The 12,490-nt window shown below is 67.3% G+C and carries 13 protein-coding genes and 2 pseudogenes; 10 read left to right on the forward strand and 5 right to left on the reverse strand.

Annotated features, from left to right (window positions below; genetic code table 11):
• Positions 1–43: 43 nt before the first annotated feature.
• On the reverse strand, positions 44–373 hold the full coding sequence (locus tag ABZ297_RS26500) for a hypothetical protein (protein ID WP_355351115.1): 330 nt from the start codon (positions 371–373) through the stop codon (positions 44–46).
• Complete coding sequence (locus ABZ297_RS26505; protein WP_355351117.1) at positions 355–753, reverse strand: hypothetical protein; 399 nt, start codon at positions 751–753, stop codon at positions 355–357. The genes ABZ297_RS26500 and ABZ297_RS26505 overlap by 19 nt, the downstream gene beginning before the upstream one ends.
• 151 nt (positions 754–904) lie before the next feature.
• Here ABZ297_RS26505 and ABZ297_RS26510 point away from each other — a divergent pair, with 151 nt between their 5' ends.
• The 4 genes and pseudogenes from ABZ297_RS26510 to ABZ297_RS26525 all read left to right on the forward strand — a co-directional run bounded on the left by ABZ297_RS26510 (position 905) and on the right by ABZ297_RS26525 (position 2,831).
• Positions 905–1,345 (forward strand): nuclear transport factor 2 family protein, encoded by a 441-nt coding sequence (locus ABZ297_RS26510; RefSeq protein ID WP_355351119.1) that lies wholly within the window; start codon positions 905–907, stop codon positions 1,343–1,345.
• A gap of 50 nt (positions 1,346–1,395) precedes the next feature.
• Positions 1,396–1,959, forward strand: coding sequence for a YceI family protein (locus tag ABZ297_RS26515; protein WP_355351120.1), 564 nt, complete (start codon positions 1,396–1,398; stop codon positions 1,957–1,959).
• A 133-nt stretch (positions 1,960–2,092) separates the two neighbouring features.
• Positions 2,093–2,467 (forward strand): annotated as a pseudogene (locus ABZ297_RS26520) (FAD-dependent oxidoreductase); the annotation flags it as partial.
• 76 nt (positions 2,468–2,543) lie between these two features.
• On the forward strand, positions 2,544–2,831 hold the full coding sequence (locus ABZ297_RS26525; protein WP_355351141.1) for an oxidoreductase C-terminal domain-containing protein: 288 nt from the start codon (positions 2,544–2,546) through the stop codon (positions 2,829–2,831).
• 426 nt (positions 2,832–3,257) lie between these two features.
• Here ABZ297_RS26525 and ABZ297_RS26530 read toward each other — a convergent pair whose 3' ends face one another.
• The gene (locus ABZ297_RS26530) at positions 3,258–4,154 is read right to left on the reverse strand and encodes a LysR substrate-binding domain-containing protein (RefSeq protein WP_355351122.1); all 897 of its coding nucleotides are present in this window, start codon (positions 4,152–4,154) and stop codon (positions 3,258–3,260) included.
• Between the two features lie 105 nt (positions 4,155–4,259).
• Here ABZ297_RS26530 and ABZ297_RS26535 point away from each other — a divergent pair, with 105 nt between their 5' ends.
• Positions 4,260–4,505 carry a hypothetical protein gene (locus tag ABZ297_RS26535; protein WP_355351124.1) on the forward strand — a complete coding sequence of 82 codons (246 nt, stop codon included), beginning with the start codon at positions 4,260–4,262 and terminating at the stop codon, positions 4,503–4,505.
• Positions 4,506–5,179: 674 nt separating this feature from the next.
• On the opposite strand, the gene ABZ297_RS26540 is transcribed toward ABZ297_RS26535, so the two are convergent.
• On the reverse strand, positions 5,180–6,403 hold the full coding sequence (locus ABZ297_RS26540) for an FAD-dependent monooxygenase (protein ID WP_355351125.1): 1,224 nt from the start codon (positions 6,401–6,403) through the stop codon (positions 5,180–5,182).
• A 270-nt stretch (positions 6,404–6,673) separates the two neighbouring features.
• Between ABZ297_RS26540 and ABZ297_RS26545 the strand changes: the two genes are divergently transcribed.
• Both ABZ297_RS26545 and ABZ297_RS26550 read left to right on the forward strand, forming a co-directional pair.
• Positions 6,674–6,847 carry a hypothetical protein gene (locus ABZ297_RS26545; RefSeq protein ID WP_355351127.1) on the forward strand — a complete coding sequence of 58 codons (174 nt, stop codon included), beginning with the start codon at positions 6,674–6,676 and terminating at the stop codon, positions 6,845–6,847.
• 434 nt (positions 6,848–7,281) lie between these two features.
• The gene (locus ABZ297_RS26550; protein WP_355351129.1) at positions 7,282–7,797 is read left to right on the forward strand and encodes an alpha/beta fold hydrolase; all 516 of its coding nucleotides are present in this window, start codon (positions 7,282–7,284) and stop codon (positions 7,795–7,797) included.
• Here ABZ297_RS26550 and ABZ297_RS26555 read toward each other — a convergent pair.
• The gene (locus tag ABZ297_RS26555; RefSeq protein ID WP_355351131.1) at positions 7,794–8,231 is read right to left on the reverse strand and encodes a DNA-binding protein; all 438 of its coding nucleotides are present in this window, start codon (positions 8,229–8,231) and stop codon (positions 7,794–7,796) included. The two genes, ABZ297_RS26550 and ABZ297_RS26555, sit on opposite strands and share 4 nt — an antisense overlap.
• 720 nt (positions 8,232–8,951) lie before the next feature.
• Here ABZ297_RS26555 and ABZ297_RS26560 point away from each other — a divergent pair.
• From ABZ297_RS26560 to ABZ297_RS26570, 3 genes and pseudogenes are all read left to right on the forward strand, one after another.
• Entirely contained in the window at positions 8,952–9,647 is a 696-nt protein-coding gene (locus ABZ297_RS26560; protein WP_355351133.1) for a hypothetical protein, read from the forward strand.
• Positions 9,648–9,756: 109 nt separating this feature from the next.
• Positions 9,757–10,607 (forward strand): annotated as a pseudogene (locus ABZ297_RS26565) (IS5 family transposase).
• Positions 10,608–11,156: 549 nt separating this feature from the next.
• Positions 11,157–12,395 (forward strand): MFS transporter, encoded by a 1,239-nt coding sequence (locus ABZ297_RS26570; RefSeq protein WP_355351135.1) that lies wholly within the window; start codon positions 11,157–11,159, stop codon positions 12,393–12,395.
• The last annotated feature ends 95 nt before the right edge of the window (positions 12,396–12,490 follow it).

A 12,490-nucleotide genomic window follows, 5' to 3' on the forward strand; every position in this document is an offset into this window, starting at 1 on the left:
GGTCGGGTATTGACAGTCTGGGCTGGGAGGCCACGGCGAAGGACTACGGGCCGCGGGGGTAGAGCCGGGTGCCTAACCCGTCGATCGGACAACAGTGAACATGGGAACCGCTCGGGTTCGCTCCCCCGCTGCCTGCTTTCCAGGCGGGCGGCGTCCGCGCCCCCACCACCGGGTAGATCGCCTCCCGCACCACATGTTCGGGCAGGTCCAGGGCGGCCTGGGCGAGCCGGACCAGGATGCCGTTCTTGCCGTGCACGCGGCGGAACTCGGCGCTGATCTCGCCTTCGACCTTCCGCTCGGCCCGCACGCTGATCTTGTGCACCAGCTGGATCAGCAGCGCCACCAGGCCGTCGGTCAGCTCGGTCTTGCGCACCCAGCACAACGCCGCCAACAGCGCCAGCCGGACCGGCTCGGGCGCCGCGGCGAAGTCGGAGGGGTACACCCGCGTCGCGCGGGCCCGCCCCCCTCCACGACCTTCTCGCTGACGCCCTCGAAGAGCCCGTCCGGCAACCCGATCGCGCGCACCCGCTCCAGCTTCACGATCTCGGCCAGCAGCGTGTCCAACTGCAGCGGCCCGGGGTCCTCCGTCAACTCCTGCAGGACCCCACGTCCCGCCGGGACCTCCACGTGCTCCGGGTCCGGCTCGGCCACCGCGATCAGCTCGCCCAGCCGCAAGCCGGCCTCCGGCCCGAGCCGCCCGGCGGTACGGGCGGTGAAGTCCCGCTCGAACGCCGCCACGGCCGCGCCGACCATCCGCTCGACCCGGCCCTGCGTTCAGCTCCATCATGCCGGCCAGGACATAACATCATAGCAATATTCATCTTGGACGAGATAACGCTTAAGCCATAGCGTCGAGGGTGTGAGAAGCCAAGATTCCACCGCAAAGGGAAAGGTTGGGGTAGCGATGCCTACGCAACGCGAGGTTGACGAAGCCAAGATCCGCCAACTGGTCGACAAGATCGTCGAAGGGCTCCAAGGCAAGGATCTCGAGGGGCTGAAGCGGCTTTACGCAACGGACATCGTGTCCTTCGACGTCGAGCAGCCGCTCCAGCATGTGGGGATCGAGGCGAAGCTCAAGAACTGGGCGCCCGTGTTCACGTTCTTCGAGCGTGTGACTTATGAGGTTAGCGACCTGACGCTCACCGTGGGCGATGACGTGGCGTTCGGGCACGCCTTCGCTCGTCTCAGCGGCACGCTGAAGAACGGGACGGCGACGAGCGGTATGTGGGTCAGAGTCACGTACTGCCTCCAGAAGATCGACGGCACGTGGTTGATCGTGCACGACCAGGTCTCGGTGCCGCTCGACATCGCCAGCGGCAAAGGAGTTGTCGACCTCGAGCCCTGATCCCGCCACCCACTCCCCCGCGCCGCGGCGCCACATCCATGGAGGAAGCCATGAAATCCGCCCCCGCGGCCGTCGAGATCCCGGGCTATCTGGTCGGCACCTGGAAAGCCGACCCGGTGCACTCCGAGATCGCCTTCTGTGTCCGTCACCTCATGATCAGCAAGGCGCGTGGCCGGTTCAGCGGCTACGACGTCACGATCGTCACGAGCGAGGACGTGCTGGGCTCGTCGGTGACCGCGACGATCGACCTCGCGTCCATCGACACCGGCAACGAAATGCGTGACAACCACCTTCGCAGCGCCGACTACCTCGAGATCGACAAGTACCCGAAGATGAGCTACCGCTCGACCGGCATCCGCCAGACCGGCGATGGTTGGGCCATCGACGGTGAGCTGACGTTGCACGGCGTCACACGGCAGGTGCCGCTGGCCGTCGAGGTGAGCGGGTTCGGCCCGGACCAGTGGGGTGGACAGCGGGCCGGCTTCTCCGCGACCACGGAGATCAACCGGGGCGACTTCGGCATCGACATCACTACCCCGATGGAGGCCGGCGGCGTCGTGGTCGGCGACAAGGTGTCGATCAGCCTCGAGATCCAGGCCGTTCTCCAGAAGTGACCCGACCCGGACGGGCAGCCCGCGAGGCCTCCATCCACCGATCGTGTGGTGTCCCGATTCCGTGGTTCGACCGAGCGGGATCGGGACCCCGCCACTCTGGTCCAGCGCATCGTCGAGCTTAGGAGTATGACCCATGGGTGCCGATCCCGGCATCGTCATCATCGGCGCCGGCTGGCTCGGCTCCGAACTCGCGGCCGCCAGCCGTACCCTCGGCAACCACACCACCGTCATCGACCCCCTGCCCACACCGCTCTACCACGTACTGGGCGACCAGATCGGCGGCCTCATCGCCCACCGCCACCACGACCACGGCGTGAACCTGCTCCTCGGCGACGGAGTCGAAGCCATCCTCGGCACACGCTCGGTCGAAGCCGTCCAGACCATCACCGGCCGGACGATCCCTGCCGACCTCGTCATCGTCGCCGTCGGCGCCACCCCCAACACCGAACTCGCCCAGGCGGCCGGACTACGCGTCGACGGCGGCATCGTCACCGACGAGCACCTGCACACCTCACACCCGGCCGCCGTGGCCCGCCCGCGACGTCGCCCGCCACCAGCACCCGCGCTACCTGAACCCAGTACGGATCGAACACTGGGACAACACCCAGTACGGCTCCACCCTCGAATACCTCGGACTCCCCACCACCTGGGATCGCATCATCACCCGCGGGGAGCACACCACGCCCGGATTCACCGCCTTCTGGCTCGACCACAGCATCCCCGTAGCCGCCCTGACCATCGACAACCGGGACGCCACCGACTCCCTGCGCACCCTCATCGCCACCGCACACCCCGCCGACCCGCAACAACTCGCCGACATCGACACACCCCTGTCGGACCTCCTGCCGAACGCGCCGAGCCGCACATCATGAGACCATTTCGTACGGCAGGCCAAGGGGCCACACCCGGGCCAGGGCAGCGTGAGCACCCCGCGCGCCCCGGTCGGCCAATGCTTGAGGCGGGACACGGCAGGTGTGCCGATCATGTGCACGCCCGCGGCTGCACCACCCGCATGACGCTGGCCACTGGAGTCTCCACCCTCATCCCGACCGACCCCGAGCTCGTTGAGGGCTGGGAGCCGACGGTGGGCAATGACGAACTCGCCGTCGTCGTGCACCTGACTGCATGACAGGCTGGGACTGGAGGTCGATCTCTCGGCTGCGAGCCCGCGAGCGGCTACCGACGGCGCTCTGGTCACCACCGCGCATCGACCGATCGAAGCGGCGAGCGGATCATGCCTTACATCGTCGACGCCGCCGGCAGGACACCCGACAACCGACGATCATGAAGTGCCGTCCTCAGCGCTTCTCCTGTGGTTCGCCGGTGATCCAGTTCCAGTTGGCGATCGTGGTGCGCATCAGGCGGGCGGCGGTGGACAGGTGGCTGTCAGCGCCCCAGTACAGGGTGACCGCGCGTCGGCAGTCAGGGCTGTCGACGGGGACCCAAGCGGCGGGGACCTGCGTGGAGCTACTCCGGGCGAAGGCGGGGACGAGACCGACGCCGAGCCCCGCGCTGATCAGGGCCGCGATGGCGCTGAGCTCATCGACCTCACAGACGATCTTCGGGGTCAGGTCTCGTGCGGCGAAGAGGCGGTCCAGGAGCCGCCGCTGCCAGTGCCCTCTGCCGGCGCTGACGAAGGCCTGATCGACGAGCTCCTCGACGCTCACGGAGGCACGGCCCGCCAGCGGATGGTCGAGCGGCACGGCCAACCCCACCGCCTCGTCGAGCAACTCCACCGACTCCAGGCCCTCTGCGGGGATCGGCTGCGAGGCGACACACAGATCGACGTCTTGAGAGCGCAGGTGGCGGGCCATGTCCTCGGCCGGCGCCCAGCGGAGCTCGACCTCGACGGTGGGGTGGGCGCGCTTGTAGGCCGCCAACGGCCCGGTGAGCGTGAGGAAGGTCTCCGACGCCAGCCGCACGCTGCCCACCCCCTCGCTGGCGGCCTCGTCGACGGCTCGCCGCCCCGCATCGAGCTCGCCCAGTGCGCGCTCGACGTGATCGCGGAAGAGCCTGCCCGTGTCGTTCAGCCGGAGCCGGCCGCTCCGGTCGAACAGCGGCGTGCCCAGCTCGCTCTCCAGGCGGGCGATGGTACGGCTCAACGACGGCTGGGCGACGCGAAGCTCCTCGGCCGCACCACTGAGGTGTTCCAGCCGCGCCACCACCAGGAACTGCCTGAGCGAGTTCAACTCCATCACGCCTCCAGCTGCATAGCACTATAGCGATATTAATCATAGACAAGATAACTTGCGAGCCATAGTGCCTGGATCTGTTCGCACATCGAGTGAGGAGGTTCCCTCATGGCCGGCATCACAGGGACGACCAAGCAAGAGGAGGATCTGCGGTCGCGGATGCCCGATCCCCTGCGGTTCGTCCCTGAGATGGCAGGAGCCGCCGAGGGCCTGCACAAGGCCATCCGGAACGGCGCCATTCCGCAGCATCAGCCTGCCGCAGAAGATGTCACCCTCACTCGCGGCGAACCGACCACCGACCGCACGGTGCAGCAGGAGGCCAACCGCCGGCCTGGCGACTACGCACAGGCGTAACCGACGTCGCGTCGTCCACGTCCTGGCCTCATACAGCTAGCCGTCCCGGTCCTCCCGCTGGGCTTCGCCCAGGATCTTGTGGATGACGCCGACCGAGACCTTGACGCCGGCGGCGATGGTGCGGATGCCGTCTCCAGGCCGTCCTTGGTCTTGCGGGCGATGTCGCGGCGCCGGTCCTCCGACAGGGCCAGGGCCAAGTCAAGGATCAGCGAGCGCCCGGTGTGCCCGCCCGCCGCGATGCCTCCAGCACCTTGACTGCGACGCCGCGCTGGAACAGGCCGTTGAGGACGATCTAACCCTCCAGCAGGTTGCGGCCGAGGCGATCGACCCCTGGACGGTCAGCATGTCCCGTCGCGGATGGGCCTCCGAGGAGGATGAGTGCAGAAATTAGCGGTAGCGATGATCATGACTTTTCTCGCTGCCTGTGGCGCTGTGAGCCGGGGCGTGAGGAGCAGCGGGCCGAAAACTAGCGTTTGGCGATTCGGGCCGTCCAACGGCCTCGGACGGCGGTGCTCACAGCGGGAGGTATTCGCGGATCTTGCCGCGTATGTGGAGGCGTTCGAGGTGCTCGGCGGCGCATTGCCGAACTCGCCGCCGAGGACCGGCCGAGCCGGTGGAGCAGGTCGCCACCGACTCGGTCGGAACCGCTGGTTCACCGCGGCCGAGGCGGTGGCCTACGGCTTGGCCGACGAGGTCATCGGTAGTCCGGCCGACGCCCCGGAGTCCGGCATCCCTGCGTAGTCGGGCAGCTCGACGCCGTTGATCGCACGCTCTACCAGTTCGGTGAACCATTCGCTGGCGAAATCGGGGCTCGGCTCGGCGTCCGGCCCCGGGACCTCGAGGCTGTGTACGTGCAACCGGCCGATCTCCTGGTTGGCCTCCACGAACGAGCGCATCCGAGCCTCGTAGCCGGCGAACCCGGCCTCCGGGTCCCACCCGGCGGCGGCCAGCTCTCCGGCCAGCAGGTAGGCGCCGACCAGGGCCAGCCCGGTGCCCGCCCCGGACATCGGCGACGCGCTGAACGCCGCGTCCCCGAGCAGCCCCACCCGTCCGCTCGACCAGCGGTCCATCACCACCTGAGCGACCTGGTCCAGATAGAAGTCCGGGGTGTCGTCCACGTGTGCGAGGATGCGCTGGGTCAACCAGCCGAAACCGTCCATCCGCTCGCACAGCAGGCGCTTCTGCGCCGCGACGTCGCGGTAATCGACGTCGAAGTCGGCCGCGGGGAAGGAGAACATGGCCATCGCCCGGGTGGCGTCCGGGATGGGCCGCAGGCCGGCGGACCGTCCGGCCTCCTGATAGTCGATCATCCAGCGGTCCACTCCGAACTCGTTGGGCACGCTGTAGAAGGCCAGCACGAGCCCGAGATGGCGGATGAAGTGCTCGCGCGGCCCGAAGACCATCGCTCGCAACTGCGAGTGCAGCCCGTCGGCCCCGATCACCAGGTCAAAGCGCCGCCGGTCGCCGCCAGCGAAGACCACGTCAACCCCGTCCGCGTCCTGGCTGAGCTCGGCGATCCGGTCACCGAAGACGTACTCGACACCGTCCCGGGTGTCGTCGTAGAGCACTCGGGACAGGTCCCCGCGCAGGATCTCGATATCCGCGATGAACCCGTCGCCGCCGTGGTCGTCCGCGCGGTGGGTCTCCAGCACGTTCCCGTCCGCGTCCACGATGTTCGCGCCAGCGGTATCGGTGCGGGCCGCGCGCACCGCCGCGTCCAGCCCCATCCGCCGGATGACCTCTTTGGCCACCCCGCGCGCGTCCACCGCCTGCCCACCGGGGCGCAGCTCGGGGGCGCGCTCCACCACGGTCACCTCGGCCCCCCGCTGGCGCAGCCAGTGGGCCAGCGCTGGCCCCGCGATGCTCGCCCCCGCCACCAACACCCTGATGCCGCTCATATCGCCTCCTGCTCGTCCGATTCGTGTCGATGATGTGAGTTGGCTCAGTCCTCGGTCCGCCTCCATCTCGATAATCAGACTCGGGCGCGGCCAGGAAATCATCGCTGCGCAGTCATCGGATTCAGCGCTGGTGGATCATCGCAGTCCACGGTAGGCGGTCGACGCGATCAGGGCCACGGTGGACACACCGGCACCGCGGGCTCGGCGGCGCACACCTACTACGAGCGGTTCAACGACTTCACCATGTGGGCGCCGAAGGAGCGCGGGACGGTGCCGACCGCGGTCGCGGTGTTCCCCACGGACTTCTCGGTCCGCCCGCTGGCCGACCAGGCGCACAACGTGGTGCGCTGGTCGGAGTTCGAGCGAGGTGGCCACTTCGCGGCCCTGGAGACCCCCGACCTGATGATCGCCGACCTCCGGGCGTTCTTCCGGAGCCTGGGCTAACCGGACAGCAGGGGTCCGCGCCGTGCCCCGCGCGTGGCGGCCAGCCCTCCAGCCAGGCCGCTCACGGCGCAGACCAGCACCAGCCCGGCGCCGGATCTCCTCGGCCCGCTCGTTCATCGTCATGGCCGTCGCGTTGAGCACCGAGATCACGGTGTAGACCACCGCGGACCACCAGCACCGGCGCCGCCTACGCCGCCGGCCCGCTGCGGGTGACGCCCGCCGTCGCGAAGGGGTTTCGGTAGCAACGGCGGTAAATCGAACGGACATCGCTTTGCTGACGTCGACGCGGAGCTCCCCGGCGAGGCCAGCGGCACCCACGGCCCAGCCCGTCGCGCCCATCAACCGGCACACCAGCCATGCGATGCCCTCACATCGGGGCAGGAGACGTCGACGTCGTCGCGGCGCCACGAACCGTTCGCGCCCTGCAGCTGATCATGCTGGACCTGCGGGGCACCGGCCAGTCCGCCGTGCCGAAGGACGCCGCCGCGTACCGCTGCGACCGGCTTGTCACTGACGTGGAAGCACTGCGCGAGCACCTTGGACTCGACCGGATGGACCTGCTTGCCCATTCCGGGGGTACGAATCTTGCCACGCTGTATGCGGCCCGCCATTCAGAACGCGTCAGCAAGCCCGCTCTGATCGCCCCGAGCGTCATGGCCGTCGGCATCACGATCACCGAAGACGTCCGGCGGCAGACCGCCCAGCTACGCAAGAACGAGCCATGGTTCTCAACAGCGTTCGCGGCGCTGGAAGCGATCACGGCCGGTCGGGCCGCCGGCGACGCTTTCCAGGCCACTGCCCCGTTCTGGTACGGCCACTGGGACGAGACGGCTCAGGCCCACAAGGCGACCGAAGACGAGCAGCTGGGCGGGCACGGCCTCGGCGAGCACGGACGACGAGGCTGGAGGCCCGTGCCACTCCAGGCCCGTGCCACTCCAGGCCCGTGCTAGTCCAGGCCTTCGGCACGGTCGGCGAGGCGTTCGTGGCGTTGCCTGGCGGCTTGTGCGGTGCCGAGCCCGAGCCCGAACGCGATCTCCTGCCAGGTCATGCCGCGGCCCCGCGCCATCTGTAGCAGGCCGACCTCCAGCGCGTCCAGTTCCCCGCGCACCAGCGGGAGCAGGCTCAACGCCGCGGTGATGTCGGCCTGATCGACTTCCGGCTCGCCGTCATCGAGCCGTGCGGCTCCGCTGAGCAGGAACGCCACGAGCCTGACGGCTTCGTGCGGGCCGATGGCCGACGCATGGGCCTGCCGGCGGCGCTGCTCGTCGGTGGCCGCGTGCCGCTCGGCGATCCGGAACAGGGACGCGTGCACGCGTTGCGCGCGCGCCTGCTCCGGATGCGGAGGAGTGAAGGGATCGGGGTGGTGATCGGCATTCGTGGGCATGGGCTCACGATGCCGCAGCACACGTATCGATGTCAACTTAATGTTTTGAACGGAGTGTTTAAAGAGCTTTGACGGGGCCACCGTCGATGACGTGGCCGGCCCGCGATGATGACACTCCCCCGAACCCGTAACGATGAGTTGGTCGAGCACTGGACGGTCCTGGATGAGGTGCCACCGGAGTACAGCGGAAGCGGGCCGCGCGCTTGATCACCGTCACTCGAATCTTGGGCGTTCACGCTGGGTGGTGACGGTTTCGAAGTTCGGGCAGCTCGGCCTTTGGGGAGGCTCGGCGGGTCAGCTATGTGGGAGCGCGTCAGGCGTCGCCTGGGCGTCAGTTTTCACGTGTCGTCGACAGGCGTAAGTCCTGCGGCCGCCAGCGACGAGTGACCTTGCAGTACGGAGGCTGAGTCGATCAAGCCGCGCCGACGCGCGGGCCGCGGTCCGCCGCCCACCGAGCCCGCGGCCCCACGCAGAGCGCTCGCTCGCACTCCTGGACCGGCCCCACGCCTCCAATTCACGCCCCCAAGGCACCTATCGATCAACCGCTCAGTAGGCCTTCACGCCAAGGCATCTCTTCCGTAGTTAGAGCGTCCGCCAGTAGGTGATCGGATGCGTGGGTGCGTATGACCCCGGGAACGAGTGTCAGTGGGACCGTCTACTCTCCGGACTGACTGGTGATCAAAGTGTGACCACCACTTCCGACTGAAGGGCCGCCCCAGCATGACCAGTATCTTCACCGTGTCCGTAGACTCGGTCGAAGGCTGCACCCTCCGTGGGAGGGTGCACGTTATCAACCCTGACGTCCCATTTGTGCCACAAGAGACCGTCTTCCCCCTGTCTCTCCTGGTGGACGCCTGGTGGCACCTGGATAACGGGTTTCTGCACAACGAAGACGATGAGGAGCGCGGCGGAGAGCGATACCCCTTCACCGACGAGCAGGGCAAGGCCATCACAGCAGGCATGCGGCTGAAGGACGAGTTCCGGAAACTCTACGAACTCATCCTCGGCAAGGAGATAAGGGTTACCAAAGATGGGTACCTACTCGCGGACGACGGTAAGACCATCCTCGAACCCAGGCGCAAAGCGGAAGACGTGTACAAGCTGAGCGGGGGCAGCCGCCCTGGTTATTCCGTGTTTACTTCCGGAAACGCCGAGGAGTTCTCACAATGCGCCGCCGACATCGTGACTTCCTACGGCATCAGCCCCTACCGGAACGCCCCGCACCTGAGCGAGGCCGCAGCGCTGGAAGATCCGGAGGAGCTGGACGTATGGGATGGGCTGGAGCTGGAGGAGGACTACTCCTTCACTGAGATCCCTTACGCAGAGATTCTGGTGACCGTCAGCGACGCGGGCTACCTGGAACACATGGTCGCCGGCATGCGCTGGGACACGACCATGACAGGGCATGTGTGCTGAGAACTCGTAACATGATCGTTCAGAGTGCCTGTCAGTAGGAGGCGGCTGCGCTTGCAGGCGCGGATCCTCGATCATGGAGTTGTCCACGCTTCGTGATCATTGGGAATCCGTGCCTGCCGTTCCGTCATCCATTCTCGGCCCCGTCCGGGACCGGTTCCTCGCTCTGCTGCCCGTGCGGGAGGACAGGCATCCGCTGGGCTGCCACAACCCGCGGATCGCGGACGCGGTGGTCTTCGACCGGCTGGTCCAGGTGCTGGTCTTCGGCTGTGGCTACGAGCGCGTCGCGGACGAGCACTGCTCGGCCACGACTCTGCGCCGCCGGAGGGATGAGTGGATCGCCTTGGGCGTGATGGAGCATCTCCGGCTGCTGGTCCTGACCGCCTACGACCGCATGATCGGCCTCGAACCGGACCATCTGGTCGCTGACGGCTGCATCATCAAAGCACCTTCCGGTGGCGAGTGCGCCGGCAAGAGCCCGGTCGACCGGGCCAAACAGGGCATGAAACGCTCGCAGTTGACCGAGACGCAGGGCATACCGCTGGTCACCGAACCGGCGCCGGCGAATGTGCGTGACCACACCCTGCTGCAGGCTGCCCTCGAGCGCTACTCCGGCCTGGAGAAAGCCCTCGGTCCGCTGCCGAAGCGCCCTCGCCTGAGTCTGGATGCGGGCTACGACTATCGCGTGGTCCACGACGACCTGACCGTTAGGAATATCGACGCACGCATCGTCCTACGCGGGGCGAAGGTTCCGATCCAGACCAGCGGGAGGTGGGTGGTCGAGCGCACGAATTCCTGGATGAGCAACTTCGGGAGACTGCGTCGCTGCACTGAAAGACACAGAGCCACCGTCCACTTCTCCTCGCTCTGGCCTCCGTGATCATCACTGTGCGCTGCCTGATCCGACGGGCCTGGACCCATTACCGATGGGACACACGACCCCGCACACCACGCATCCGCTGACCTACTGGCGGACGCTCTTAATGTCCCTTCCGGATGAAGTTGCCAGAAGGGGTCCACATTGACCTGTACACGGCAACTTCCTTCGGACGGCGTCGAGGAAGTTGTGGAGGGCCCTTATCGGTGCTGACCCCGGATCAGGCCGATGAGCGCCATGACGGCCGCCTTCCGTTCATCAAACGTAGTGTGCGAGGTAGATGAGCCGTAGCCGAAAATGAACGGCAAAATGAACGCCCGGACCGGACGCAGCAGTACCCCCAGCGTGCACCCGGCGCGTGTTCAGCAAACACCGTCCGCAGTAGATCGCCGCGGCCTCGAGGGGAAGATGTGCGACAGCGATGCCGGCCGTGAGCGCCGACAGGACCTTCTCGGCGCTCGGGCCCATTGAGAACGGCGCGTGCCATCCAGGTGTGATCGTTGATCATCATGAGGCGGACCGTGCCCGTGCGTCGATGCTGACGTCCGCCCTCGGCACAGGGGGGGCGGGGCAGTCGATATCGACGCGAAAACGCGTTGCTGCTGGCCCCATCGAAACCCTATGGTTGTGCGCTCGTGATCACACTGGTGGAGAAGGTCCTGCCTGACCGGCTCGGGAGAGGGTTCCGATGGCTGCTGGCCTCAAGCTGGCTGACGAATCTCGGTGACGGGCTCGCGGGGGCCGCAGGCCCGCTGCTGATCGCGACGTTGACCCGCGATCCGCTGATGATCTCACTGTCAGCTCTGGTGGGTTGGGCGCCGCCGCTGCTGTTCGGCCTGTACGCGGGAGTGCTGTCAGATCGGCACGACCGGCGCAGGATCGTACTCGTCGCGAACACGGTGCGGGTCGTGGTGCTGGCGGCACTTGTCGCGCTCATGATGACCGGCAGCGTGACCGTGGTGACGGCGCTGGTGGCGCTCACGCTTCGGTCCATCGCCGAGGTGTTCGCCGACAACGCGACGGCGACACTGACCCCCATGATGGTCAGCAAGGACGATCTCGTCATCGCCAACGCCCGCCTGGGCGTGGGGTTCATCACGCTCAACCAGCTCGCCGGGCCATCGATCGGCGCGGCGCTGTTCGGCCTGGGCTTCCTCTGGCCGTTCGCGGGCCAACTGCTCCTGGTGATGGCGGGAATCGTGCTGGTCTCCCGGATCACGTTGCCGCCGCACGGCCGGCAGGCCGAAGATCCCAGGCCCGACACCGTACGGGAACTCATCGCCGGGTTCAGCTGGACCGTCCGGCACGCGGCGGTCCGCACGCTGGCGCTCACGATCCTGATCTTCAACTTCACGTTCGGCGCGGCCTGGTCGGTTCTCGTCCTCTACACCCAGGAGCAGCTCGGCCTCGGCGCCGTCGGCTTCGGCCTGATGACCACCATCGGCGGGATCGGCGGCCTCATCGGCACCGGCCTGTACGGAGCCATCACCCGCAGGGTGAGCCTCGGCGCCTTGATGCGGATCGGGCTCGTCATCGAAACGTTCACCCACCTGGGGCTGGCCCTGACCCATTCGCCATGGGTCGCCGGGAGCATCTTCCTGATCTTCGGCGCGCACGCGTTCATCTGGGGCACGACCTCGGTCACCGTCCGCCAGCGCGCGGTCCCGCGCGAACTACAGGGCCGGGTGGGCAGCGTCAACACCATCTGCGTCTACGCCGGCCTGGTGGTCGGCTCGGTGATCGGGGGCGTCCTGGCCACCCGCTTCGGCGTCGCGGCACCGTTCTGGTTCGCCTTCGCCGGCTCCGCAGTGTTCGTGGTGCTGTTGTGGCGGCAACTCATGCACATAGCCCACGAAGACCAAGAGAGCATCTGATCTAGATCCAATGCCGTGTAGTTAAGAGTCTTGGCTGTGGGTCAAGGGTCTGTGGTGAGGATGTCGATGCTGATGGTGGCTTTGTAGCTGGTCCG

This window comes from Nonomuraea sp. NPDC005983, assembly GCF_040614375.1.
Taxonomy (GTDB): Bacteria; Actinomycetota; Actinomycetes; order Streptosporangiales; family Streptosporangiaceae; genus Nonomuraea.